Origin of the sequence: Shewanella aegiceratis, from assembly GCF_019457495.1 — a bacterium.
GTDB lineage: Bacteria > Pseudomonadota > Gammaproteobacteria > Enterobacterales > Shewanellaceae > Shewanella > Shewanella loihica.
Genome location: NZ_CP080416.1, coordinates 3942866 through 3966735 on the forward strand (window position 1 = coordinate 3942866; position 23870 = coordinate 3966735).

The 23870-nt window shown below is 53.9% G+C and carries 24 protein-coding genes; 12 read left to right on the forward strand and 12 right to left on the reverse strand.

Translation table 11 applies throughout. The annotated features are described in order from the left end of the window. Position 1: 1 nt before the first annotated feature. From K0H80_RS17125 to K0H80_RS17145, 5 genes are all read right to left on the reverse strand, one after another. Positions 2–1231 (reverse strand): efflux RND transporter periplasmic adaptor subunit, encoded by a 1230-nt coding sequence (locus K0H80_RS17125; protein ID WP_220072379.1) that lies wholly within the window; start codon positions 1229–1231, stop codon positions 2–4. 81 nt (positions 1232–1312) lie between these two features. Next, positions 1313–2593: a TolC family protein gene (locus K0H80_RS17130; protein WP_220072380.1), complete on the reverse strand. Its 1281-nt coding sequence runs from the start codon at positions 2591–2593 to the stop codon at positions 1313–1315. Positions 2594–2804: 211 nt separating this feature from the next. Continuing rightward, the gene (locus K0H80_RS17135; protein WP_220072381.1) at positions 2805–3236 is read right to left on the reverse strand and encodes a hypothetical protein; all 432 of its coding nucleotides are present in this window, start codon (positions 3234–3236) and stop codon (positions 2805–2807) included. Between the two features lie 140 nt (positions 3237–3376). Next, positions 3377–3559: a DUF3012 domain-containing protein gene (locus tag K0H80_RS17140; RefSeq protein ID WP_011867156.1), complete on the reverse strand. Its 183-nt coding sequence runs from the start codon at positions 3557–3559 to the stop codon at positions 3377–3379. A gap of 49 nt (positions 3560–3608) precedes the next feature. Continuing rightward, a complete protein-coding gene (locus K0H80_RS17145; protein WP_011867157.1) occupies positions 3609–3992 on the reverse strand; it encodes a SpoIIAA family protein in 384 nt (127 codons plus the stop codon). 110 nt (positions 3993–4102) lie between these two features. On the opposite strand from K0H80_RS17145, the gene arfB reads away from it, so the two are divergent. The 4 genes from arfB to accC all read left to right on the forward strand — a co-directional run bounded on the left by arfB (position 4103) and on the right by accC (position 6913). Further along, positions 4103–4513, forward strand: a complete 411-nt coding sequence (gene arfB, locus K0H80_RS17150; RefSeq protein WP_220072382.1) for an alternative ribosome rescue aminoacyl-tRNA hydrolase ArfB — start codon at positions 4103–4105, stop codon at positions 4511–4513. A 116-nt stretch (positions 4514–4629) separates the two neighbouring features. After that, entirely contained in the window at positions 4630–5082 is a 453-nt protein-coding gene (gene aroQ, locus K0H80_RS17155; protein WP_220072383.1) for a type II 3-dehydroquinate dehydratase, read from the forward strand. A 6-nt stretch (positions 5083–5088) separates the two neighbouring features. Then, positions 5089–5520: an acetyl-CoA carboxylase biotin carboxyl carrier protein gene (gene accB / locus K0H80_RS17160; RefSeq protein ID WP_220072384.1), complete on the forward strand. Its 432-nt coding sequence runs from the start codon at positions 5089–5091 to the stop codon at positions 5518–5520. A 40-nt stretch (positions 5521–5560) separates the two neighbouring features. Next, positions 5561–6913: an acetyl-CoA carboxylase biotin carboxylase subunit gene (gene accC, locus K0H80_RS17165; protein WP_220074019.1), complete on the forward strand. Its 1353-nt coding sequence runs from the start codon at positions 5561–5563 to the stop codon at positions 6911–6913. Positions 6914–6995: 82 nt separating this feature from the next. Here the strand turns inward: accC and K0H80_RS17170 are convergent, their stop codons facing one another. The 4 genes from K0H80_RS17170 to K0H80_RS17185 all read right to left on the reverse strand — a co-directional run bounded on the left by K0H80_RS17170 (position 6996) and on the right by K0H80_RS17185 (position 12241). After that, the gene (locus K0H80_RS17170; protein WP_220072385.1) at positions 6996–10193 is read right to left on the reverse strand and encodes an HD domain-containing phosphohydrolase; all 3198 of its coding nucleotides are present in this window, start codon (positions 10191–10193) and stop codon (positions 6996–6998) included. 80 nt (positions 10194–10273) lie between these two features. Beyond that, positions 10274–11326 carry an MJ1255/VC2487 family glycosyltransferase gene (locus K0H80_RS17175; RefSeq protein WP_220072386.1) on the reverse strand — a complete coding sequence of 351 codons (1053 nt, stop codon included), beginning with the start codon at positions 11324–11326 and terminating at the stop codon, positions 10274–10276. A gap of 25 nt (positions 11327–11351) precedes the next feature. Continuing rightward, the gene (locus tag K0H80_RS17180; protein ID WP_220072387.1) at positions 11352–11882 is read right to left on the reverse strand and encodes a phosphatase PAP2 family protein; all 531 of its coding nucleotides are present in this window, start codon (positions 11880–11882) and stop codon (positions 11352–11354) included. A 104-nt stretch (positions 11883–11986) separates the two neighbouring features. After that, a complete protein-coding gene (locus tag K0H80_RS17185) occupies positions 11987–12241 on the reverse strand; it encodes a YgjV family protein (protein ID WP_011867165.1) in 255 nt (84 codons plus the stop codon). A gap of 336 nt (positions 12242–12577) precedes the next feature. Here K0H80_RS17185 and rraA point away from each other — a divergent pair, with 336 nt between their 5' ends. Next, on the forward strand, positions 12578–13063 hold the full coding sequence (rraA, locus tag K0H80_RS17190; RefSeq protein ID WP_011867166.1) for a ribonuclease E activity regulator RraA: 486 nt from the start codon (positions 12578–12580) through the stop codon (positions 13061–13063). Between the two features lie 110 nt (positions 13064–13173). Here the strand turns inward: rraA and K0H80_RS17195 are convergent, their stop codons facing one another. From K0H80_RS17195 to K0H80_RS17205, 3 genes are all read right to left on the reverse strand, one after another. Further along, the gene (locus tag K0H80_RS17195; RefSeq protein ID WP_220072388.1) at positions 13174–15075 is read right to left on the reverse strand and encodes an alpha/beta hydrolase family protein; all 1902 of its coding nucleotides are present in this window, start codon (positions 15073–15075) and stop codon (positions 13174–13176) included. Between the two features lie 457 nt (positions 15076–15532). Then, positions 15533–15853: a hypothetical protein gene (locus K0H80_RS17200; protein WP_220072389.1), complete on the reverse strand. Its 321-nt coding sequence runs from the start codon at positions 15851–15853 to the stop codon at positions 15533–15535. 24 nt (positions 15854–15877) lie between these two features. Then, complete coding sequence (locus tag K0H80_RS17205; protein ID WP_220072390.1) at positions 15878–16945, reverse strand: HEPN domain-containing protein; 1068 nt, start codon at positions 16943–16945, stop codon at positions 15878–15880. An 889-nt stretch (positions 16946–17834) separates the two neighbouring features. On the opposite strand from K0H80_RS17205, the gene K0H80_RS17210 reads away from it, so the two are divergent. From K0H80_RS17210 to tatC, 7 genes are all read left to right on the forward strand, one after another. After that, positions 17835–18878, forward strand: a complete 1044-nt coding sequence (locus tag K0H80_RS17210; RefSeq protein ID WP_220072391.1) for a formimidoylglutamase — start codon at positions 17835–17837, stop codon at positions 18876–18878. A gap of 237 nt (positions 18879–19115) precedes the next feature. After that, entirely contained in the window at positions 19116–19871 is a 756-nt protein-coding gene (gene ubiE / locus K0H80_RS17215) for a bifunctional demethylmenaquinone methyltransferase/2-methoxy-6-polyprenyl-1,4-benzoquinol methylase UbiE (protein ID WP_220043454.1), read from the forward strand. Between the two features lie 234 nt (positions 19872–20105). Further along, entirely contained in the window at positions 20106–20729 is a 624-nt protein-coding gene (locus tag K0H80_RS17220; RefSeq protein WP_220043455.1) for a ubiquinone biosynthesis accessory factor UbiJ, read from the forward strand. Beyond that, on the forward strand, positions 20726–22375 hold the full coding sequence (gene ubiB / locus K0H80_RS17225; protein WP_220072392.1) for a ubiquinone biosynthesis regulatory protein kinase UbiB: 1650 nt from the start codon (positions 20726–20728) through the stop codon (positions 22373–22375). Before K0H80_RS17220 ends, ubiB begins: the two co-directional genes overlap by 4 nt. Positions 22376–22435: 60 nt before the next feature. Next, on the forward strand, positions 22436–22666 hold the full coding sequence (tatA, locus tag K0H80_RS17230; protein ID WP_011867172.1) for a Sec-independent protein translocase subunit TatA: 231 nt from the start codon (positions 22436–22438) through the stop codon (positions 22664–22666). A gap of 6 nt (positions 22667–22672) precedes the next feature. After that, positions 22673–23071: a Sec-independent protein translocase protein TatB gene (tatB, locus tag K0H80_RS17235; RefSeq protein ID WP_220072393.1), complete on the forward strand. Its 399-nt coding sequence runs from the start codon at positions 22673–22675 to the stop codon at positions 23069–23071. Between the two features lie 3 nt (positions 23072–23074). Beyond that, positions 23075–23830, forward strand: a complete 756-nt coding sequence (tatC, locus tag K0H80_RS17240; RefSeq protein WP_011867174.1) for a twin-arginine translocase subunit TatC — start codon at positions 23075–23077, stop codon at positions 23828–23830. The last annotated feature ends 40 nt before the right edge of the window (positions 23831–23870 follow it).

Consider the following 23870-nt stretch of genomic DNA (forward strand, 5'->3'; position numbering starts at 1 on the left):
CTTAGTGGTTGTGAATGTCGAAGCCTGACTTGGCCTGCTCTGACGCCAGGAAGAAGGCGCCCGAGACCACCACCCGCATCTTGGGGCTCAGTCCCTGCACCAGGTTCATGCCGCGTTGGCGCTCACTCACCTCGACCTCGACGGCCTCGAAGCCATCCCCCTCTTCGACAAACACCTGCCAGTCGCCGTCACCGCCGCGGGTCAGCGCCGCATCGGGCAAGATCACCCCATCCTGGCTGTTGTCGGCCAGATAGATCTCAGCAAACTGACCGGCGTGCAGCACGTGGCCCGGATTGGCGAAGGCCACCAGGATCTGCTCGGTACGAGTAACACTGTCGATCTCATGGGAGCGGCCGATCACCTCGGCCTCCAGGCTAAAGTCGCCCACCTTCACCAGCGCCTTACTGCCTACCTTGATCTGTTGAGACTGGGTCGGCGTCACCTGGGCCTCGACCCAGAGGTGAGACTCATCGGTGAGCTGCATCAGGGCGGTGCCACCGCTGAACACCTGACCTTTCATGGCCACATCCTGCTGTACCCGGCCGCCGAGCGGCGCCAGCAGCTGATAACTGCCTATGGTCTCGGGATCAGACTCCAGCGCCTTGATCTGCGCCAGCGTCATCTTGAGGGCGCCGAGTATGGCGCGCTTGAGCTCGGCATCCACCTGCGCCTGCAGACGGCGGCTGGCACTTACCGCGCTCTGGCTCATGCGTTTAACCCGGTCCCACTCGGCCGCGGCATTGATGTAATCCGCCTGGGCCTGAGCCACGGCTGCGCCCCCCAGAGTCAACAGGGGCTGGCCCTTGGCGACCTCCTGTCCCGGTACCACATGACGCGCCAACACCCGCACATCCAGCTGGGGCGCCAGGGTCACGGTACGCTCCCTGTCCACCACTAGTGTGGCTGTCGCGACTGCCGCCAGGCTGAAGCCCTGACTGCTCACCTGCTCCACACGAATTCCCGCCAGCTGGCGCTGCTCCTCGCTGAGCACCAGCTCACCGCCATGAGCTTCTTCACCACCCAGCGCTGCTTCATCGCCCTGCTCTCTTTCCTTGTCGTGAGCCTGCTCTTGAGACACTTGCCCCTCGGCTGACTCTGCTTTGTGATCATGCACCTCGGCGCCGAGGGCAACCCCGCCCACGGCCGTCATACTCATCAAGACGCCGAAACCCATGGCCCGCATCAGTGGGCTTAACTGAAGGAAACGTGTTTTATTTGATTGATTTTTCATACTTTTCACCTAAATTCTTTATCCGTTTTGCTAAAGCCTGCTCGCTAAAATGTGCTCGCTAGCTTTAGCGTCTTAGCGCGACTAAACGCCTTCGCGGCCGAGCTGACGCTGCAGATAGTTCTCGAGCTGACCGCTCTGCCCCATCCAGTCGAGCCAGCTGCGGTAGAGGGCGCTCTCGAGAGAGAGGCCAGCCAGATAGCTGTTAGCCAGCTGCCTCTGCCCCTGCAGGTAGTCGCTGGTGCTGATGTCGCCCGCACGCCACTGCTGTGACAGGGCATCCTGCACACCAGCGCCAGAGGTGAGCACCAACTCACGCCACTCGCGGTAACGCTGCTGCAGCCTGGGTAGGCTTAGGTGAAAAAGTTTGGCGGCCTGGGTGAGGCTACGCTCACGGGCCAGATAGTCTTGCTCGGCGATGGCGACCTGGGTTCCGGCCGCGGCCTTGGCCTCGCGATAATCGTTGCGGATCTGAATCGGGATCGACAGCCCCAGCCCCAGCTTGTTTTCCTCGCCTTCACGCTCGGCGCTCAGGCTGATACTGGGATCGGCGCTGGTATCTGCCGCCACCTGCTGGCTGGCCAACTTGGCCATCATCACCTGCTGGTAGGCTCCGGCTAGGGCGGGCAGATCCGGGCCGACCTCCTGACTGGTGTCGACGCTGAGGGCGCCGATGAACTCGGCGAAAGGCAGCTCCAGCTCGCCAAAGCGGCTGAGCACGCTGGCATCGGCGGCCAGCGAGGCCTGCTCGGCAGCGGCGTGATCTGCGGCCTTACTGGCCAGATCCAGCTGCATCAGCTGCAACTCGGCTTGTGACATGGCCCCCGCCTCCAGCTGCTGCTTGGCGATGGCGACCTGCTGTTTAGCGCTCTCTAGCAAACGTCCCTGAAAGGCGAGTAATTTCGCCTGCTGGGTCTGCTCCACCAACGCCATCAGGAGTTCGCCATAGAGCTGGCTGCGGGCCAGACGATTATCGGCCAGCAAGATCTCGGCCTCAAGCTGGGCAACACGTGTCGCCACCCCGCGCTTGTCGCCCCAGTCCAGGGTCTGACTCACCTCCAGGGTATAGGTATCTTCGCTGGCATTTTGGTAGCTCACCCCCAGCTCTGGGTTATAGACGGGCCTATCGGCGGCCTCCACCAACAACTGGGCCTGACGCACCTTGGCCTGCTGCGCCTGGATCTCAGGCAGTTGATTCACTTTGCTCATCAAGGGAGCGACCCAGCCCTGAAAACCTGTCTGCTCTATCTGTGCCAGCAAGGGGGCCGGCGCAATTTCTCCCGCTTCTGAGTAAAGGGGCTCGGCGAACAGTGGCGCGCCCCATATCGCGCCCAATAATGCGGTGGCGATTAAGCTTTTTCTCATCGCAATTCCTAATCTTAAGGATCAGGCTTCTCTGCTGCCCGCCAAGGCATGGCTAACCTTAGCCAGGCAGGCAATGCACAGCATCGACCTGCGGCAAGATAATTCACCACGGCCCAGGGCTGGCAGTTAACAGAAAACGCCCGATAAAAAACGGTAACCCAACAGCGCCCGCGCCATGCACAGGGCCTGAAAAGGCATTATTTTCAGAAGATTAAGAAAGTAAGATAGGTGGGCGATAGGCCGCTTGTTGCTCTGGTGGCAGGTAGTGCAATCTGGCGCTCGCGGGTTCATCGCTCACGGGCACAGAAGGGGTCAGGGCCAGCTGAGACACTAAGGTCACGTGACCGCCATGACACTGGCAGTCGAGGCAGAGATCGAAGGTCTGAGTCTCTGTCTTGCTGATCTGGTGTTGATGTGGCGTCTCTAGCTCGGGCTCATCGAAGGCGCATTGGCAATCGACACACTGAGCCAGGCTCACCACTTCGGCAGTAAACTGCAGATGGGGATGGGTTTCGCTCTCCTCTTCATGGCTGCCAAGATGCAACTGATGCGCGCCAAGATTCGCCCCTGCAAACTGCAGTGCGACCACGGCGATCATCATCAAGGCAATCTTGTAAACCAGTTGTCGAAAGAAGCGACTCAAGCAAACTCCAAAGGGGAAAAGCGTAAAAAGGTCGAGTAATCAGACTCAAGGGGTGGCAAATAGTTCCACGGCTATCGCTAAATTGACAGGAGATTCCTCCCGTCATGCCAGCCAGATCACACTTGCCACCCGCTACGCCATTACTTGAATACGCAGTGCTTGGTGTAGTCGGCGGCTTCGTTGGCCGTCCAGTCACCCTTAGGCTTATCTTCCATCTGCTTACACCACTTTTCGCTACCTACCTCGGGAGCACAACCAGAAAGTGACGCCATCAGAGCCAGGGCCAGTGCAGCAGATGTCAGAGAGAGTGAAGATTTTAACATGAAGATATTCCTTTAGGAGGTCAGATAATGTTGTTCCCAGTCACCGAGCCTAAGACTCGCGCACCAGCGGACAACTCAGCTTAGCGGTGATCCACTCAATAGCCTGGGGCTTATCCTCGAGAGCATACCACGCCACCTCCCCTTGCATAAAGGGGCCCATGAGACGCACGGCGTTACCAAACCAATCGGGCCCGCCCACCAGCACCAAGGCATCGAACCTGGGCAGTTGCAGCTCACCCACGCCCGAGAGCGACTGGCTCTCCCAGCCTTCCAGCAGCACGTCGGCCTCGATATAGAGGCACACCTTACCCGAGGCCTGCTGATATTCCTCAATGATGGGGACTATCTTGTTGCAATAGTCCTGGGTCGACAATCGCCCGCTGGCAAATAAACTGATCACCCCATTGGTGATATCGGCGATTTGACATAACATACTCACACTCCGAGAAGGCGCCTAATTTGGCGACCATTTTGCATCATTTTGACTAGCCAATGATACAGGTCTAGATCAAATAAGCCGAACATGCCGCAAGCGAGCCCTAGTTGATAAAGATCTCTCAGCGCGTCCAAATAGCCGATAACGAACTGGAATGGCAATTCATCCGCTCCAGCGGCACCGGTGGCCAGCACCTCAACAAGGTCTCCACCGCGGCTCAGCTGATCTTCGACATTCGCCAATCCTCGCTGCCGGAGTTTTACCAGCAACGCCTGCTCGCCAAGGCCGACCACCGCATCACCAAGAGCGGCAAGATCATCATCAAGTGTCAGGCAAGCCGCAGCCAGGACGCCAACCGTCAGACGGCGCTGGAACAATTTATCGCCCTGGTGGCCAGCGTCGGCCATACCGCCAAGAAACGTGTCGCCACCAAGCCGACCAAGGCCAGTCAGCGCAGACGGATCGATACCAAGAAACAGCGCGGCGCCACCAAGGCCCTCAGACAGAAGCAGTTCTAATCCATCCTCTCTCTTTGCCTCACCTTGATTTTTGCTAACGGGACGCCAAAATCGCCGATAAGTGTGCTAAGTTGCAGGTATCTGACTTAAAAGACTGAATCCATAAGGTGTTGTGCATGAGTAAAGCGGTGAAAATTCTCCTGGTAAACGGCCCCAACCTCAACCTGCTGGGTCGACGCGAGCCCGGCCACTATGGTCATCACACCCTGGCGCAGATCGTCGAGCAGCTTAAGCTGCTGGCTGCCGAACAAGGCGCCAGCCTGGATCATATTCAGTCCAACGCCGAACATGAGCTGATCGACGCCATCCATCAGAGCGACGCCGACTTCATCATCATCAATCCGGCGGCCTTTACCCACACCAGCGTGGCCCTAAGAGACGCCCTGCTCGGCGTCGCCATTCCCTTCATCGAGGTGCACCTCTCCAACGTGCACGCCAGAGAGGCCTTCAGGCATCACTCCTACTTCTCCGACAAGGCGGTCGGCGTCATCTGCGGCCTGGGAGAACAAGGCTATCGCTACGCCCTGGACTCGGCCATCGCCCGCGTCAGAGCCGCTCAGGAGAAGTAGCCAGCCATGGATATTCGCAAGATAAAAAAACTGATCGAGCTTGTGCAGGCATCGGACATCACAGAGCTGGAGATCAAAGAGGGCGAGGAGTCGATTCGCCTCTGCCGCCAGCCAGCCGCCTCGGCCAGCGGGCAAAAGGCTGGCGTCACTCTCGTGAGTTCCCCCGGCGCAGGAGAACCGTCCGAGCAGGAAGATTATGATGAGGAAACGCTGCTGCGCTCTCCCATGGTGGGCACCTTCTATCTCGCCCCCGCAGTCGATGCCGCGCCGCTGGTCAAGTTGGGTCAGCGGGTCGAACAGGGCGAACCCGTCTGCATCATAGAGGCGATGAAGATGATGAACCAAATTCAGGCGCCCCACGCTGGAGTGGTAACCGCACTTCTCTGCCAGAGCGGCGATGGCGTCGAGTTCGATCAACCGCTTATGGTGATTGATTAGAGGCAGATCTAAATTCCAGGAGGCTAAGGTGACAGCTTTGATGCGTCGATTCGACAAGGTCCTGGTCGCCAATCGCGGCGAAATTGCCCTGCGCATCATACGCGCCTGTCGCCAGCTGGGCATCAAGACGGTCGCCGTCTACTCCAGCGCCGACAAAGATAGCGGCCACCTGAGGCTCGCCGACCAGCAGATCTGCATCGGCCCCGCCCCCGCCAAAGAAAGCTACCTCAACATCGCCGCCATCCTAGGCGCCGCCGATCTCGCCAGGGTCGATGCCATCCATCCAGGTTACGGCTTTCTGGCCGAAAATGCCGACTTCGCCCAGCAAGTCACCGACAGCGGCTTTCACTTCATCGGCCCCAAGGCCGACACCATACGCCTGATGGGCGACAAGGTGAGCGCCATCGCCGCCATGAAGGCCGCAGGCGTGCCGACCGTGCCCGGCTCAGACGGCCTGCTGGGTGATGACGAAGCCCAGAGTCTAGAGATCGCGGCCCAGATAGGTTACCCGCTAATCATCAAGGCCACCGCCGGAGGCGGCGGTAAGGGAATGCGGGTCGTCGAGGATGAGGCTCAGCTGCTTGGGGCCATTGCACTCACCCGCCAGGAGGCCGAGGCCGCCTTCGGCAATGGCGGCGTCTACCTGGAGAAATACCTCACCCGCCCACGTCATATCGAGGTGCAGGTGCTGTGCGACCATCAGGGCCATTGCATCTCACTCGGCGAGCGAGACTGCTCGCTGCAAAGAGCCCAGCAGAAAGTGATCGAATCCGCCCCGGCGCCCGGGTTAACGTCCGAGCAGCGCCAGCAGATAAGTGAGAGCTGCATCAGGGCCTGTGAGGCCATCGGCTACCGCGGCGCCGGTACCCTGGAGTTTCTCTATCAGGATGGCGAGTTCTACTTCATGGAAATGAATACCCGCATTCAGGTGGAGCACACCATCACTGAGATGGTCACCGGAGTCGACCTGTTAGTGCAGCAGCTGCTTATTGCCCAGGGCCAGCCCCTGGCCTTGAAAGAGTCGTTAATTCGGCCTCAGGGCCACGCCATCGAGTGTCGCATCAACGCCGAAGACCCCGCCAGCTTCGCCCCCTCGCCAGGGCGAATAGACAGACTGATGGTGCCCGGCGGCTTGGGGGTGCGCTGGGAGTCCCACCTGTCCCCCGGCGCGAGTGTGCCGCCCTATTATGACGCCATGATCGCCAAGCTGATCACCTGGGGCGACGACAGAGCCCAGGCGATTGCCCGCATGCGCACCGCACTGGATGAATTGACTATCACTGGCGTTAAGACCAATGTGCCCCTACTTAGGGCGCTGCTGGCCGATCCTCAAGTGCAGCAGGGAGAGACCTCGATTCATTATCTGGAAGATACCTTCCTGCCTAGACGATAAATGCCTGGAAGTTAAGTTCCTGGAAGATGAGTGTCCTTGCTTTCTCCGCGCGCTAATGCCAACAACCGCTAATGCCAACAAGCTAAGCCGCCAGATATTTTTCGATATCCACCACGTCTATCTGCTCCGGCTCCAGATAACGCTCGGCATACTCCAGATAGATGCCGCTAGAGAGAAACAGCTTAAACACCTCGCCATCCACGTGGCTGTCCAGCACCATCTTATGCAGGATATCGATGGCGACGCTCAGCGGCTTGGCCTTCTTATAGGGCCTGTCGGCGGCGGTGAGCGCCTCGAAGATATCCGCCAGCACCAAGATGCGCTCGGGTATCGACAGCTCATCGCCGGTAAGCTTTCTCGGGTAGCCGGTTCCCTTCAGCGTCTCGTGATGGGTGGAGGCATAGCGAGGCACACGGGCCAGCTCTGGCGGGAAGGGCAGGTTCTCCAGCATCTTGATAGTGCTGGTAATGTGCTGATTAATCTTGAATCTGTCCTCATCGGTCAAGGTGCCGCGGGAGATGCTGAGGTTATAGATCTCGCCCTGATTGTAGAGCGCCTCGGGTACGGTCATCTTGATGCCAAACTTAGGGTCGAACAGCTCGGGGCGATGACGGGCGATCACATGTTGAGGCTTATCGGCCAGCAGCTGCTCTGTCACCGGCAGGCTGATCTCGGCGGAAAATTCAGGGTGATTGAGCTCCTCCACCGGCGACAGCCCGAGACGATCGTCGAAGTGGCGCAGCCAGGTGATTTTAGACAGGGCCTTTAACCTGACGATATCGGCCTGCTCCATAAACTCGCCGCCCACGTTGGCCCCGGCAACAAAGGCGAAATCCTCCGTCAGCTGCTCGCGGCGCCGCTCAAGCTCAGCTCTATGCTCGGCCTCATGTTCGGGATCTGCCTGGCACTGCTCGAGATAATGGATCTCAGCGTCGCGCCACAGCACCTCGAAGCGCATGCGCACCTCGTGGATGCGGTTGTAGATCAGCTCCAGCTTGCTGCCCTTATCCACGATATGCTCAGGCGTGGTGATCTTGCCGCAGTCATGAAGCCAGGCGGCGATACGAAACTCCCTGTGTTCGTCGGCGTTCTTGAAGCGAAATTCCTTAAAGGCGGGCAGATCCGACTTGGCCGCATACTCGGCCAGCATCAGTCCCAGCTCGGGCACCCGGTTACAGTGACCTGCGGTGTAGGGCGATTTGTCATCGATCGCCTGAGCGATCAGCTTGATGAAGGCGTCCATCAGCGCCTTGTGGTCCTGCTCGTGCTGACGAATCGACTCGGACATATCCACCAGGGAGATCGCCAGCTCATCGATCTCCTTGATGTAGGAATCCACCTTGGTCACCTCGTCATAGCGGCGAAACTTCACCTTGAGGTTCTCCAGCGCCAGCAGTTTTATCGGCGAGATGATGGGGGAGGCAAACACCCAGGAAAATGGCAGCGCCAGCAGCAAGCAGAGGCCTGTGATGGCAATAGACTTCTTCACCTTATCCAGGCTGGAAGCCAGCAGCATCTCCTGGGGCACCAGAATGGCAAAAAACTCCTGCTCGGCGGCATGACTTCCGAGCGGCGAGACATAGACAAAACTGGGCTCGCCATCGAGCGAGATGGCGATAAGCTGCTTCTGCCGACTCGGATCGGCGGCGATATCGATCAGCGCCTTGTAGGGCACAGTGCCCTGCACATTGGCCGGGGCCACCTGCTGCCCCTCGGCAAACCATTTGTTACGTAGTGCCCGCACCTGCTCTGGGCTGATCTGGGCGATCGCCCTGTCGATCAGCGCAATAAGATCGGCGTTTTCTGGATGCATCACTATGCTCAGCCCGGCGTGAATGTCGATGGGGGCATAATCCAGATCCTCGTGAAACTGCAGATCGTCGATAAAGTACTGCTGCGCCGTGTAGTGCAGCACTATGCTGTTATCTATGGCCGCAAACACCCGCCCCTCTTTCACCGCCTGCAGTATGCCTCGGGTCGATGACACCTCGACCACCTCGATCTCGGGAAAATACTGTCTGATGATGGGGATGATAGACCAGCCCTTGGGGATGGCCACCCGCCTGCCCGCCAGCTGGGCCACATGCTTAATCGGCGCCTGGCCCGGCTCTGTCACGGCGGCGAAGGGCATGCTCAGAAAGGGCTGACTAAAGACCCCAAGCGATTGATTCGCCTCGCTATTGAGCACAGAGTGCAGCAGGTTGATCTCTCGCGCCTTGAACTTGTCGACAAATTCCGGCCAGGTGAAGCCATTGTTGTAGTTGATGGTTAGCCCCGTCATCTCGGCCACCAGATTGAGCACGTCTATGCTGTAACCCATGGGGCGACCGGCCACGGCAAAGTCGATCGGCGGCCAGTCGGTCTCGTTGGAGGCGATAAGCGCCGGGGTATTGGCCACCAACGCCTGCTCCTCTGGGGTCAGGGCCAGCGGCTTAGCCATGGGAATATCCCCCTGAGTCGCCTGCTGACGATTGGAAGCTACCAGGGCGCCGCTGGCGCGGTAGACATAGACCTCGCGCCCATCTTGTGTATCTCCCCTTCCCAGCTGCGCCAGATAATCATCCAGGCTAGACAGGGCCACATCCACCGCCAGTACGGCGTCGCTACCCGGCAGGCGGATCGAATAGGTGATCCCCGGCGCCTGCAGGTTCTGAAACAGGTAGGGCTCTGTCTTAAACACCTTGTCCGGGCGGGCGTCGATAAACCAGGGCCGAATGCTGGCGTCGTAATCCGTGGGCTCCATCCTGCTGGCGCGCTGATTAAAATCGGCATCTAAGTAATGAAAGGCGCGGATACGCCCCTGCCCCTTACCTTGAATGCTGATGATCACCCAGCGATCCTCCAGGGAGGCCTTGAGCTGCCGCCGCACTATAGGGTGGGCATCGAGATTCACCAGCTCGAACAGATCCCCATCTGGGCTGCCAAGATAGATGGCGTAGATAAACCTGGCCGAGCGCATCGCCTGGCTAAATACCTGCTTGGCCTCTTGGCTCAGCCCCATGGGGGTGTATAGGCCCTCGAAGTTAGCCACCAGCTTAGTGGTATTGATCGCCTGGCTATCGAGCTGATTGAGGTAACTGCCTGTGCTGTCGGCGCTCTGGTTGTAGAGCTTGAGGCTGGCCTCGGTGGCCAGACGCTGGCTGAAATAATACTGCAGGCCGATGGCCACCACGGCGGTGAACAGGGTGGCGATGATAAAGGTGCCCACCACGGTAACGCGTATGGTAAGCCGCTTGGGTTTGGCTAAGGTGAGGCCCAGCATGCGGTGTCCTTGTCCCATGAGTATCCGACCCAATGAGTATAGTCAGAGATCCACATGCCTCACGATTAAAGTGAATTAACTCCCTAAAAAATCACAGATTAGGGACTTTTCTTGCGCCAGGACTCGGGCAACTCCACCTGCTGCCACAGCTCCTGACACAGCTGCTCTCCCTGATGCCAGTTGCCCTGCTTTATCCAGGTCACCAGGGCATCCCCCACCTGAGGATAGTCTATAGGCTCGGGCTTGGAGGCCCGCAGCCAACGCTTAACCGCCGCAGGGTCGAGCCACTTCATGCTCTCGGCCGCACCAAGCAGCTCAAGCGCCGCCACATTTGACAGCTGCTCGAACTGACCGTGTAGCGGCTTCACCAGCAGCTTCTTGCCCAGGGTCAGCGCCTCACTCGCCAGCTCGAAGCCGGCGCTGGCGATCACCCCGCCGCACTGGGCCAACCTGGCCTTGAAGCCCTCACGGTTAAAGCCGGACCAGATCACATTGTCGGCGCACTCCACAGGCGCGCCGGAGCCGTGAAAGACGTAGAAGCGATACTCGCTAAAGTCCTTGAGCAGCTGATGGATATCCTCGGGCGACTCGAACGGCAGATAGACCAGAATATCGTGGGAGTTGTAGGCCACCGCCTCGCTCACCTCCACGAAGGGGGGCAGCAGAGGGAAGCCGAAATGGTGCCAGTGGCAGCCTAGCGCCCTATCAACCGGGGCAAAGTAGTTGAGCAACATCTGATTAAACCAACCGTTGCCCACCTTAGGCACATCATATTGCAGCGCCGCCTGATGACTCACCCCGATAGAGGGCACCCCCTGGATGCGCGCCGCCCAGGCAGAGACGGGCTCGAAATCGTTAAGCACCAGATCGTAACCGCTGAGATCCAGGCCGCGCACGTCCCTCACCAGGGCGCTCACCGAGTTCTGCAGCGCCGTCTTGGCAATGCTGACGCAGCCATTTTGGGTCGCGAAGGTTAATCCGGCCTGGGTACGATATTCGCCGAAACACTGCATGTCGAAGTAGCGCTGACTGTCACGTCCCGAGAAGAAGAAATCGACATCGACCTGCTGATTTTTAAAGGCTTTTGCCATGACTCTGGCACGACTAAGATGGCCATTCCCTGTGCCTTGCACGCCGTAAAGAATACGCATGTTTGTGCTGACTCCTGCTAGTGATTTATTGACCGACGAGAGGTAATGCCAGGTAGCAACTCGTCACGCCCAGAAGGGCACCAGCCAGAATATCCAGCGGGTAATGCACGCCCAAGATGATACGCGAAACACCGATAGCCGTGGCCCAAGCGAAGGCGAGCCAGGCAAAAGTGGGATAACACCAGGCGATGGCACTGGCCATCACGAATGCCGCAGCTGTGTGGCCCGATGGCAGGCTGAACTTGTCTGACGGCTCGAAAGTCAGCATCAGGCTATCGCCGCCGGGCAGCGACTGATGGCAGGGACGCGTGCGCCGAATGCTGTTCTTCAGCACCAGATAGAGGGGCAATTCTATGATGAAGGCCGTGAGCGCCGCGTCGAACAGTGTCTCGCCGCGCTCATCGAGCAGCAGTAGGAGCACACACAGATAAAGATAATATGGCCCGTCGCCCGTGGCAGAGATGACTCTGGCCTTAGGATTTAGACGGTAAGCCACGCCATAGGCGTTGATCGCGGCAAAGGCCTGACGATCGAACTTAGCTAAGGTCTGAAACATAAAAGGCTCCGGATCATGATGATATGATCAGGAGCCTAAAAACTCGCTATGACGCCTAGGTGACATCTAGCCTAAATATTTATGACAGCAAAGCTCGGCAGACACTAGGCCTCGGCGGTTTTACCCACCTGAGTCTTGGCACGGAACAGCTTCACTAGGTGATAGACGTTGATACAGGCAACAAAGGCATTCATGCCGGCAACCGGCCAGGCCGAGATGTAGATCCCGTAGATCACAAACAGTGCACAACCGGTAAAGTTAAGACATCTTAGCCAAACTATATCTTTCATCATCAAAGAGATAGCCACCATTACTGAGGCGGAATAGCCAATTAGTTCAATTGTGTTTGAAGCTTCCATAAGGCACCTTCTTAAGGCCCTCTGCCATCCATAAGCTAACTGGGGGATCCGTGCCCCTAAAGCAAGTTAAAGTTAAGTTAATCGTTGACTGCCTACATGCTAACAAATTTAGCCCCAGCTTGTAATTAAAATACGTTATTTAATGACCTCGGTCATGTTTTTTGCACAATAAGAAAGCAATGTAAGAAAGATTACAACAAGTTAGCCAAACGCCGCTATTATCGCCAATAGCGTGAGTTATAACGCTTTTCTTTTTAAGAATCCCTTATATACTGGCTGGTAACAATATATTGCTGATTTATCCCAGTAAAATGCCTCTCTACAGGAGTATGACTTATGGAATACAACACCTCAGAACTTTGTGACACTTACATTGATGTGGTCGATGTTGTTGAACCCATGTTCAGTAATTACGGTGGTTGTAGCTCTTTCGGCGGTTCAATTAGCACCATTAAATGCTTCGAAGACAATGGATTAATCGCTGAAGTGCTGCAACAGGATGGTGAAGGCAAAGTACTGCTGGTCGACGGTGGCGGATCCCTGCGCCGCGCCTTGGTCGACGCCAACATTGCCGAGATCGCCGTGGCAAATAACTGGGAAGGCATTATTGTTTATGGTTCGGTGCGCGATGTCGACGCACTGGAAGATCTGGACATAGGCATACAGGCCCTGGCCTCTATCCCTGTGGGCGCAGACGGCCATGGCGTGGGCGAACTGGAGATCCCGGTTAACTTCGGCGGCGTCACCTTCCTACCGGCTGACCATATCTACGCCGACAACACTGGCATCATCCTGTCACCCGAGCCTCTAGATATCGATTAAGCTGATGCCCGAAATGGCATGATGATTTTGGCTAAGCTGTTTAGGCTAGATAAGTTAGCCCTAGTCTGAAAGCAAAAAGGACGACCAAGAGTCGTCCTTTTTTGTATCTGCTACAGATGCTTGTGTAAGAAAGCCTCGAATGCACTCAAGGTTTTCAGCCTGTTCTCCTCTATTTCGAGGTAATGATTGCCGTTTTCCAGCTCAATATACTCGACCTCTTTGCCCTCATCTTGTAACTCATCAAACATTTCCCGGCTATGGTAAACATCTACCACCCTATCTTTATCACCGTGGATCAGTAACACAGGAATATTGATTTGCTTGGCAAAGTTGATGGGAGAGTTTTGTTCCAGCAGATCTGAATCACTACCAATCTGTTTCTTGACTACCTTGTAATTGGTAAAACGTCGCGCCTTTCGCACCAAGTATTCGAGATCTGACACCCCAGCCAGACTCGCGGCACACTTAAAGGTATCCTGCTGCTTTACCGCCGCCATCAGGGCCGCATAGCCGCCATAGCTCGCCCCTAGGATACAGATGCGCTGTGAATCGATGGGATATTGCTTGGCTAACCAATGCGCCCCATCGGCAAGATCGTCCTGCATCGCCCCGCCCCACTGACGAATCGAGGCCATCTCAAAATCAAAACCATACCCAGAAGAGCCCCTAAAGTTAGGCTCGAATACGGTATAACCTCTGCTGGCGAAAAACTGTGAAAACCAATCAAACCCCGAATAGTTGCGCGCCATAGGCCCACCGTGAGGAATCACAAGTGCCGCCTTATTGGGTGTGACATTGGCCGGAGGTAGGGTGACATACCCCTCTATCATCAGGCCGTCTCGCGCCTTGTAGCTAACCTTCTGCTTATCGGACAGCGGCTGCTCAAACAACAATGGATACTCTTCTAGAATGAAGTCCATAGTGTTGGCCTTACGATCCCCTAAGAAATAGGCGCCTGGCGTCTGCACATTGCTGCTATAGAGTATGTAACGTTGCTCGTCGTCACTCATACTCACGACACTGTTAAAGGCATCTGGAATCGCCGCATTTAACGCCGTTTGAAATTGTGCGTAGGCAGGATCGAAGAAGATTTTGGCGTTATTGGCCTCACCATGGTAGACGCCAATAACGTCTCGGGTCTTACGCGAGTAGATGAGCGAACCTTCGATGTCATAGTTGTCATCGGCGTAGACCAGCTCTCGAGGCAAGTCTGGCTTTGACACATCAACCTTAAAAATGGCGTAGTGATCATTGTGTAAGGCTCTGATGTAGAGCGTATTCGGATCCAAGCCGAAACCTAGCGGAGTGATATCCGGCGCATCAAAAATCTCGTAATCCCAAATGCTGCGCCATTCATCCGATGCTAAGTCATACAAACGATAAAATATCCGCGTCTCATCACGGCCAAAACCCAGACGTACTCTATGCTGCTGATCCGTCATCCAGTTGGAAATATTATGTTTTCCCCGCAGTACCATGCGTCGCTTTTTAGCGGAAGAGAGATCCACCTTGTAAACGTCCAGAGTATTGCCATTCGTCAACCTTAGACCCATTAGGATATTGTGTGGGTCGTCCGGCAGCAGATCGATAACGTTATCTTGAAATTGCGGCGACTGCTCACCTTGACGAATAGTAATCACAGGCTCGAGTGCACTGCCGCCATCGGCCGACGCCTTAAGCAACCTAGACTCTTTGTATTTCACGCCATCACGATAAACTGGATAATCGGCACTGACCAATAACTTGTCGTTGTTGGCCCACACATACCAACTAATCTTAAACTTTTGATTATCTGTCTTGACAACATAGCTGTTACGACCCGATCCCAAGTCCATGACACCGACAAGGGAATACCCTTTAGTGTGACGAACATAGGCAAACTTTTTGCCATCGGGAGACAACTTTACCTGTTCAAATTGGGGCAACTTGCCAAAAGCCTCGACAGGCAGAGGCTTAGCTTGCAGGGACAGCGCACTCAGAAGCAGCACGCAACAGAGAATTAATCGGGTCATCCTTACCTCGAAAATTAAGTAAATGTTCTCATGAAATGAGGCAGACAGGATAAGACCTTAACCAATTAATATCAATAAGTTAATTACCATACTGGCTTGATTGTAAAGAACACTGTTAGTGATTAAAACGCCAAACTAACTTGAAATTTAAAAGGGTGCTTTAAACCATAACTTCATGGTGTACTTATCACCTGCGGTGAGCTTATGTGCAGGTACTGCTGAGGCACGCTATAGACCCATCCCTGGGCGCTCTACGATTTCATCCCTGAAATCGAAGGCCTCAGCCGCACCTGCACCCGAATTCTCCATCTCTTCGATTTGACCTTACTGGATGTCCAAACCCCATTAAAAGCTAAATCGTTTTTGGACAGAAACGCGTTAGAATATCTGGTCAGTAACGCCGCCATAAACCGCGCGACGTCAGGAGCGTATTTAATGGCTTTGTTAAATGCTTTGCTCATTGTTGCATATAGTCTTTGAATTCTTGAAGGCTGTTTGCAATTTTAATTGCTGTATCTAGTGCCATGCCTATACACGGCATGTAAAACACCTCGCCTAATTCATTCACAACCAGAAGTTCACCGCCACCATTGCAACCGAAGGTTAGGAAGCCAGGCACATATTCAGCGAGCTGATAATCACGATTGAACTCTTCCAGTTCATCCGGGTGCCACAAGACATACCACTCTGGCTCTACTGAGAGCTCACCTTCGAGGAAGCCTTCATTTATCCAAGACTTCAGAACTTTTTTAATAGCGTCGATATTCATGTTTGCCATTTAACGCCCAACGAAACGGCGCATTTACACGTCCGACTTACTTTGCTTGTTAGGGGCATTCACGCCAATTAAGCTTTCTTTAACCTCTATGCCATACCAGCCATTTTGGATCATTATCTGGATTGAAAGTACAACCAAATTAAATCCATCTTGAAATAGCTCATAAGTACGCAACCAATCTTCATTTAGCCTTTTATCTATAACTTCATTTCTTAGTGGGTGATGCACCTGATACCCTCCATGAACAATGGAGCTTCGATAGTCATACATTGACCTCAATTTCTTCTTCGTTTTGGCTTTTTCTTTAGAATCTAGCTGAAGAAGAATGGAAAGCCTATTAATCAAGTTGCTGAAACCTTCCCCAACTCTAGTACCATAAATTGCTTCTAAAGCATGAAAAAGCCATACCACCGATGTCTCATCTACGTCTGATTTACAAAGATGCAATAATGAAAAGATAGCTTTTTCAATTGGTGATTCGGCTTTCTGTTTAATACCAGTATCTAAGTTATCATACCAATCTATTACAGAGCTGACCGGCAAACAAATTGGCGATGGGCGAACTCCATCTAATTGGTTGTATAGCGCCTCTTCAAAGTTATATGAGGAAAGAAGATACCGTTCACTCTCTTTTTCTCTTTCAGATATAAACCTTACATTGAGAAATTCACATGACCCTGGCAGCGAGAGGTTTGCAATCAAGAATATATCGTATAAGTATTTCTCAACAAAAAACCGAGGGTACCACTTGTATTCAGATACTTCGTTCTTACCTTGGATGCTGACTAAGAATTTTACTTTTGGCTCTTTGATGTCGAATCTATATATTTCCCATGCTGCTTCTCCATTTTCTTCAAGAAGCTTGTTAAACTCCCTTTCTCTTGTCTGCTGTTTTTTTAGTTCTTCAATAACTGGTGACCAATCAGTGTATATTTCAGCTGATACACCGTCATGTGTATAGCTTTTAGAATTAAGCCGTTCGTTAATCTTTCCCCACAATTCTATTTCTTTTATGAAAATCTCATCCGACTGGCCATGGTCATTAGTTCGACCAATTCTTCCTAGATCAATGACGATTTCTTCTCGGATCACGCTAATCCCCTAACATTTTATTAGTGCGCATGCGCGTTTATCTCGTTGGACCAGTAAAAACGCTCACGGTTAACTATCTGTATACAATGAACTTATCAGCATTTTGCTAAGTTCACCATCTGGAAAAACGCGCATGCGCGTTTTCCAAACCTATAATCGACTTAAGCAAAAGTTTAAGTAATTAATTTTAAGAGTGTTAATTTTGACAGCAATGGGAAAACGTACACTATATCGACTAAAAATCACATAATTTAAATACGACTGAATGCTTGTCTACTATGCCGCCAAATCGAAGAGATGAAATACCCCGGTGTAGATGCATCTGCGGACGTCGATGGCATGGATGCCGTCGTCGAGCCTCCACGGATGACTCTCTTTGTAATAAAGAGTCGGCATGTAGCAGATATATCTACACATATGCCCACCGCAGGTGTTAAATTGCCATGAAGGTGCGATCTTCAAACTCCCTTCCAACAAGCATTCAGCTAAACGCTACAGTTGGAAAAAACGAGAAAGCTAGCCAATCCAATTAAAGCCAAATCGAAGAGACGTTAGATACCCAGTGTAAACACGATTTTGGCCTTCGAAATCAGGGATGATTTCGCAGAGCCCACATGGATGTGCTCGTGGCGAGCCAAAATAGTGTTTGCACGTCCCCCGCCGGGCAGGCGTTAAATAACAATGAAGGTACGACCTTCAAACATACACCCAACAAGCATACTGCCTGGGGCTATCACCCAAACTTTACAACTATAATCAAAACTTACCCACCCAAAATCTAATCCAAAAAACTGAAATTTGTGCAGCCCACAAAAAAATCAAACTTTTCTAAATTTTATCCATTAAAATTACCCCACCTTTGCATCAACAACAAAAAACAGAACCCATAATGCAAACCCTAATTCCATTTACCGCCGAGCGTTGTCAGGGCTTTGTCGCCAAGCGCGAGGGCGAAACCAAGATAGGCCAGACAATTCACTGTTATGAGGGCAAGGCGCCGCTCGGCGAGCAGCTGACAAAGGCCAAGGCCGACGGGGTGCGCTTCGTCATTTTAGGCATAGGCGAAGATATCGGTCCCAGGGCCAACCTGGGGCGCGGCGGCGCCGTCGATGGTTTCGAGGCCGCCATGGCGCAGTTCTGCAACTTTCAATCGAACCAGTTTCTCGACGGCAGCCACTGCCTGGTGCTGGGGCAGATCGCCACAGACGATCTACAACTGCCTGAGGGCAGCAGCGCGCAGGCCCTGAGACAGAACGTCGACAAGCTAGATGAGCGGGTGATCGAGATAGTCGGCGAGATCATGGCGGCCGGAATGGAGCCGATTGTGATCGGCGGCGGACATAACAACGCCTATGGCCTCTTGATGGCCACCAAGCAGGCGACAGGAAAAATGGTAGCGGCGGTCAACCTGGATCCCCACTCAGATTTTCGCCCGCGAGAGGGCCGCCACAGCGGCAATGGTTTCAGCTATGCCGCCGCCAGCGGGGCCCTGGGACACTATCATGTGCTGGGGCTACATGAGCTGAAAAACAGTCAGCAGACCCTGGAGCAGCTAACGGCCTTCGGCGGCAAGTGGCACACGCTACAGGCCATCTGGGTCAGACGCGAGATCAGCCTGGAACAGGCGCTCAAGACGATAGTCGAGGACCTCAACGCCAGCGATCTACCGGTGGCGCTGGAGCTGGATCTCGACGCCATCACTAACATGCCCAGCAGCGCCTCGACGGCGGCGGGGATCCCCCTGCTCGACGCCCTCTATTACGTGAATCAGGTAGCCAGCAAGACGCCGGCCGCCTACCTGCATCTGGCCGAGGCGGCGCCAAGCTGTCACGTGGCGGGTGTCGAGGCCGGTCGCCGGGAGACGGGCCAGAGCATCGGCGAGCTGATCTACGCCTATATCCAGGGACGACTGGCACAGCATCCCCTGGGGTAAGTCACTCTGCGCATTTGGCATATTGCTAATATTGTGCTGTAATGCGCTCCTCGTTTTTGAAACTCTGGTTGAAACTCTGGTTGAAACTCTGGTTGAAACTCTGCGCTATCACGCATTTTTCAATTAATTGTGCACGGATTATTTACATCGATCACAGAGTGATAGACCAATGATTCAGCAAACTGAGTCAATCACTTACACTCGCGGTTAACAGCAGCAATAAACAGGAAGCCAGTAATGTCAGAGGGCAGCTCAAACAGTACCCACTTTGGATATAAGACGGTCGATGCTGAAAAGAAAGCAGACCTAGTGGCCGACGTCTTTCACTCGGTCGCCGCCAAATACGACATCATGAACGATGTCATGTCCTTTGGTATTCACCGTCTGTGGAAGCGTTTTACCATAGAGAGTGCGGGTGCGCGTCCGGGCATGAAGGTATTGGATCTCGCCGGTGGCACAGGCGACCTAACCGCCAAGTTTTCCCATATCGTGGGTAACACAGGTCAGGTGACCCTGGCCGACATCAACGATTCCATGCTGAAAGTGGGCCGCGAAAAGCTACGCAACCGTGGCGTTGTGGGTAACGTCAACTATGTGCAGGCAAACGCCGAGGCGCTGCCTTTCCCTGACAACCACTTCGATATCATCACCATCGCCTTCGGTCTTCGTAACGTGACCGACAAGGATGCGGCGATCCGCTCTATGCTGCGCGTGCTTAAGCCAGGCGGTAAGCTGCTGATCCTCGAGTTTTCTAAACCACAGCACGACCTGATGCGTAAGGTCTACGATCTCTACAGCTTCAAGGTACTGCCTAAGATGGGCGATATCATCACTCAGGATGCCGGCAGCTATGAGTATCTGGCCGAATCTATCCGCATGCATCCGGATCAGGAAACCCTTAAAGGAATGATGATAGATGCCGGATTCGAGCAGGTGGAATACACCAATATGACAGACGGTATCGTCGCCCTGCACAAGGGTTACAAGTTCTAATATTGGTTCCAATACCAATTCTTATATCGAAAGAGGCCCCGCACAATCGGGGCCTTTTTGTTGTCGCCTTTTTGTTGTCGCCTACTTTGGCCGCCTCGCCGCAATCTCACTGAATAAATGACATTTTTACCTAGCCCTTTTGTCGCCAGTTTAGTGTAGAATAGCGTCACCTTTGCGCCGTCATCAGTTGATGATGAGCCCAGCAGCCACAGATTCTCAGGTCTTAGGTAACGCATGAAACGTGAAATTGCATTGCTGATCTGTGCGGCCCTCGAAACCGCACTCAAAAAAGTGACACAGCAGTCTCCCGGCGCCTACGCCAAACTCCACAACCTGCAGGGGCGAGTACTCTGCCTCGAACTCAGCCAACTTGGCTGGCCCATCTACCTGTTGTTTGCCAAAGAGATTCAAGTCTTTAGTCAGTATGATGGCGAGGTGACCACCAAGGTGTATGCCGATCTGACCACCCTCTATAAGCTCACCGAAGGCGCCAACCTTACCGAGCTGATCAAGCAAGACAAGCTGACCCTGGAAGGGGATCTCAACCTGCTACAGAGCTTTAGCCACTTCATGCAGCAGGTGGAGTTCGACTTTGCCGAGCCTCTGTCGCGTTACATAGGCGATGCGCCGACTCACCTGCTCACCGAGGGCGCCAAGCAGCTAAAACAACAGCTGAGTCAGGTGCTGAGCAAGAGCTGGGATCATATGGGCCAGCTGGCCACAGAAGAATATCGCCTGAGCCCACACAAGATAGAACTTGTTCATTTTAGTGATAGAATCGAGCAACTTGAGGCCGATACCAACGCCTTGAGCCAACGGATTGAGCGACTCATAAACAAGGCAAACAGCAACAGATGACAATCAAAAGCATGCGGCGCGCATACCAAGTCGTAAAGACGGTGCTTCAATATGGTCTGGATGATCTTATCCCCACTAAGCTCAAACCCTGGTATTTCAGGCTGCTACGCTGGAGCTTCTTCTGGTTAACCAACCAACATAAAGACAAGGTGGGCGGCGAGCGTCTCAAGCTGGCGATGCAGGAGCTGGGCCCCGTCTACATCAAGTTTGGTCAGATGCTGTCGACCCGCCGGGATCTGCTGAGCGACGAGTGGGCCGAAGAGCTGGCCATGTTGCAGGACAGGGTGCCCCCCTTCGATTCTGCCATCGCCCGCGCCCAGATAGAGACCGAACTCGGCGCCCCCATAGAGACCTATTTCGATAACTTCGACGACACACCACTGGCGTCGGCGTCTATCTCCCAAGTGCATACCGCCACCCTCAAGTCTAACGGCGAAGAGGTGGTGCTCAAGGTACTCAGACCCAATGTGGAAGAGAAGGTCCACGCCGACCTGCTGCTGATGACTCAGAGTGCCCAGGTGCTGGAAACCCTGCTTGGCCACGGCAACCGTCTGCGCCCCGCCGAGGTGGTAGAAGATTATCGCACCACAATCGAAGGCGAACTCAACCTCAAGCTTGAGGCGCTCAACGCCATCAAGCTCAGAAACAACTTCATCGACTCGGGCGCCCTCTACATCCCTAAGATGTATGAAGAATTTTGCTTTACCCGCCTGATCGTCATGGAGCGCATCTATGGCGTGCCCGTATCCGACAGGGCGGCACTGGAAGCCCAGGGCACTAACCTTAAGCTGCTGGCAGAGCGCGGCGTCGAGCTCTTCTTCACCCAGGTATTTCGCGACAACTTCTTCCATGCCGACATGCATCCCGGCAACATCTTTGTCAGTACAGAGCATCCGGAAGATCCCTTCTACATAGGGCTGGACTGCGGCATCATGGGCACGTTAACCGAGCAGGATAAGCGCTACCTGGCGGAGAACTTCCTCGCCTTCTTCAACCGCGACTATACCCGCATCGCCCAGCTCTATATCGAGTCGGGTTGGGTGGCGGCAGACACAGATCTAGTCGCCTTCGAGCAGGCGATCAAGGTGGTGTGCGAGCCCATGTTTAACAAGCCGTTGGATGAGATCTCCTTCGGCCACGTGCTGCTGGAGCTATTTCGCACCGCGCGCCGTTTCGACATGGTGGTGCAGCCACAATTGGTACTGCTGGAGAAGACCCTGCTCTATATCGAAGGCCTGGGGCGTCAGCTCTATCCTCAGCTGGATCTCTGGCAGACGGCCAAGCCTTTCCTGGAAAGCTGGATGGCGGAGCAGATGGGCCCATTGGGCATGGCGAAGAAGATTAAGAAGCAGTTCCCCTATTGGACAGATAAGCTGCCTGAGCTGCCTGAGCTGGTCTATGACAACCTGAAGATGGGTAAAAACTTCGTCAACAGTCAGAATCAGCTGCTGGATCGCTACCTGAAGCAGCAACAAAAAGCCCATAAAAGCAACTACCTTTTAATCACATCAGCAGTTTTAGTGATCTGTGGCAGTATTTTGTTTTCCCAAAACGCTACACTATGGGCCTCTTATGCTTGTATCGGCATCGGCGCAACCTTGTGGTTACTCGGATGGCGATCTAGACCAAAGAATCGCAAATTTTAGCTAGCACTAAATAACCAAAGGGTCATAATAGGACCAGTATTACATCAAGAGGAAAGTTACATGGGTGGCATCAGTATTTGGCAACTTCTTATCATTGCTTTAATCGTTGTTTTGCTTTTCGGAACTAAGAAATTGCGCTCTCTAGGTGGTGACCTCGGCGGTGCTGTTAAAGGCTTCAAGAATGCTATGTCTTCTGAAGATGAGAAGAAGGCTATCGAAGACACCAGCGCAGAAAAAACAGCTCAGACTGAAGAGAAAAAGACTGAGTCCAAGGATAAAGAACAGGCGTAATTCCTTATGTTCGACGGTATCGGCTTTATGGAGCTGCTGTTGATTGGTGTTTTGGGGCTGGTCGTACTCGGCCCCGAAAGACTACCGGTCGCAGTGCGCTCAATTACAGGCTGGATTCGTGCCATGAAGCGCATGGCTAACTCGGTAAAAGACGAGCTGGAGCAAGAGCTTAAAATTGAGCAGCTGCACGCAGATCTTAAGAAGGCAGAAAGCCAGGGGCTAAAGAACCTCTCCCCCGAGTTACAGGATTCAATCGATCAATTAAAAGAAGCAGCCCAATCTGTTAATCGTCCCTATAAGGTAGAAGATATTGCCACTGGCAGCGAACCCGCCAGCAGCGAGGCGAAACCTGCAGAGACCAAGACAGCCAAGGCCAGCAATTCAACCGAAAAATCTGACGGGTAGTTCATGTCGCAACAGCAGCCGTTAATCAGCCACTTGCTTGAGTTACGCAACAAGTTGCTCAAAGCCATTGGCAGTGTCCTCCTGGTCTTTATCTGCTTAGTCTACTGGGCAAACGATATCTATCACTACATGGCCACGCCGCTTATGCAGGCGCTACCCGAGTCCAGTAGTATGATTGCGACCGATGTGGCCGCGCCCTTCTTTGCTCCCTTTAAACTGACACTGATCCTGGCGTTTTTTATCGCCATTCCCTATGTCTTGTACCAGATCTGGTCCTTTATCGCGCCAGGCCTCTACAAGCATGAGAAGCGTCTGATGGTGCCACTATTAGCTAGCAGCACCATACTCTTCTACCTGGGTATCGCCTTCACCTACTACATAGTATTTCCCGTAGTATTCGGCTTCTTCACCAGCGTGGCCCCCGAAGGGGTGCAGGTGGCGACCGATATCAGCAGCTACCTGAGCTTCGTGCTTAAGCTGTTCTTCGCCTTCGGTCTGGCGTTCGAGATCCCGATCGCGGTGATCTTGCTCTGTTGGGCGGGGGTTACTACGGTTGAAGATCTCAGGGCGAAACGTCCCTATATTATTGTCGGCGCCTTTGTGGTCGGCATGCTGTTAACGCCGCCAGATATCATCTCACAAACCATGTTGGCCGTGCCTATGCTGATATTGTTTGAGGGGGGATTGATTGCCGCGCGTTTCTACAGTAAAAAGGACTCTGACGAAGACGAGCTCTCCGAGCAAGACAACGCTGAGTAATAAAACTGAATCTTGCTGCAAGCTATCCGGCAACGGATAG

What these genes read in the sequence shown, in the direction of transcription:
- K0H80_RS17125 (WP_220072379.1), bottom strand. Translation starts at nt 1,231, where the DNA reads ATGAAAAATCAATCAAATAAAACACGTTTCCTTCAGTTAAGCCCACTG.
- K0H80_RS17130 (WP_220072380.1), bottom strand. Translation starts at nt 2,593, where the DNA reads ATGAGAAAAAGCTTAATCGCCACCGCATTATTGGGCGCGATATGGGGC.
- K0H80_RS17140 (WP_011867156.1), bottom strand. Translation starts at nt 3,559, where the DNA reads ATGTTAAAATCTTCACTCTCTCTGACATCTGCTGCACTGGCCCTGGCT.
- K0H80_RS17145 (WP_011867157.1), bottom strand. Translation starts at nt 3,992, where the DNA reads ATGTTATGTCAAATCGCCGATATCACCAATGGGGTGATCAGTTTATTT.
- aroQ (WP_220072383.1), top strand. Translation starts at nt 4,630, where the DNA reads ATGAGTAAAGCGGTGAAAATTCTCCTGGTAAACGGCCCCAACCTCAAC.
- accB (WP_220072384.1), top strand. Translation starts at nt 5,089, where the DNA reads ATGGATATTCGCAAGATAAAAAAACTGATCGAGCTTGTGCAGGCATCG.
- accC (WP_220074019.1), top strand. Translation starts at nt 5,561, where the DNA reads ATGCGTCGATTCGACAAGGTCCTGGTCGCCAATCGCGGCGAAATTGCC.
- K0H80_RS17170 (WP_220072385.1), bottom strand. Translation starts at nt 10,193, where the DNA reads ATGGGACAAGGACACCGCATGCTGGGCCTCACCTTAGCCAAACCCAAG.
- K0H80_RS17175 (WP_220072386.1), bottom strand. Translation starts at nt 11,326, where the DNA reads ATGCGTATTCTTTACGGCGTGCAAGGCACAGGGAATGGCCATCTTAGT.
- K0H80_RS17180 (WP_220072387.1), bottom strand. Translation starts at nt 11,882, where the DNA reads ATGTTTCAGACCTTAGCTAAGTTCGATCGTCAGGCCTTTGCCGCGATC.
- K0H80_RS17185 (WP_011867165.1), bottom strand. Translation starts at nt 12,241, where the DNA reads ATGGAAGCTTCAAACACAATTGAACTAATTGGCTATTCCGCCTCAGTA.
- rraA (WP_011867166.1), top strand. Translation starts at nt 12,578, where the DNA reads ATGGAATACAACACCTCAGAACTTTGTGACACTTACATTGATGTGGTC.
- K0H80_RS17195 (WP_220072388.1), bottom strand. Translation starts at nt 15,075, where the DNA reads ATGACCCGATTAATTCTCTGTTGCGTGCTGCTTCTGAGTGCGCTGTCC.
- K0H80_RS17200 (WP_220072389.1), bottom strand. Translation starts at nt 15,853, where the DNA reads ATGGCAAACATGAATATCGACGCTATTAAAAAAGTTCTGAAGTCTTGG.
- K0H80_RS17210 (WP_220072391.1), top strand. Translation starts at nt 17,835, where the DNA reads ATGCAAACCCTAATTCCATTTACCGCCGAGCGTTGTCAGGGCTTTGTC.
- ubiE (WP_220043454.1), top strand. Translation starts at nt 19,116, where the DNA reads ATGTCAGAGGGCAGCTCAAACAGTACCCACTTTGGATATAAGACGGTC.
- K0H80_RS17220 (WP_220043455.1), top strand. Translation starts at nt 20,106, where the DNA reads ATGAAACGTGAAATTGCATTGCTGATCTGTGCGGCCCTCGAAACCGCA.
- ubiB (WP_220072392.1), top strand. Translation starts at nt 20,726, where the DNA reads ATGACAATCAAAAGCATGCGGCGCGCATACCAAGTCGTAAAGACGGTG.
- tatA (WP_011867172.1), top strand. Translation starts at nt 22,436, where the DNA reads ATGGGTGGCATCAGTATTTGGCAACTTCTTATCATTGCTTTAATCGTT.
- tatB (WP_220072393.1), top strand. Translation starts at nt 22,673, where the DNA reads ATGTTCGACGGTATCGGCTTTATGGAGCTGCTGTTGATTGGTGTTTTG.
- tatC (WP_011867174.1), top strand. Translation starts at nt 23,075, where the DNA reads ATGTCGCAACAGCAGCCGTTAATCAGCCACTTGCTTGAGTTACGCAAC.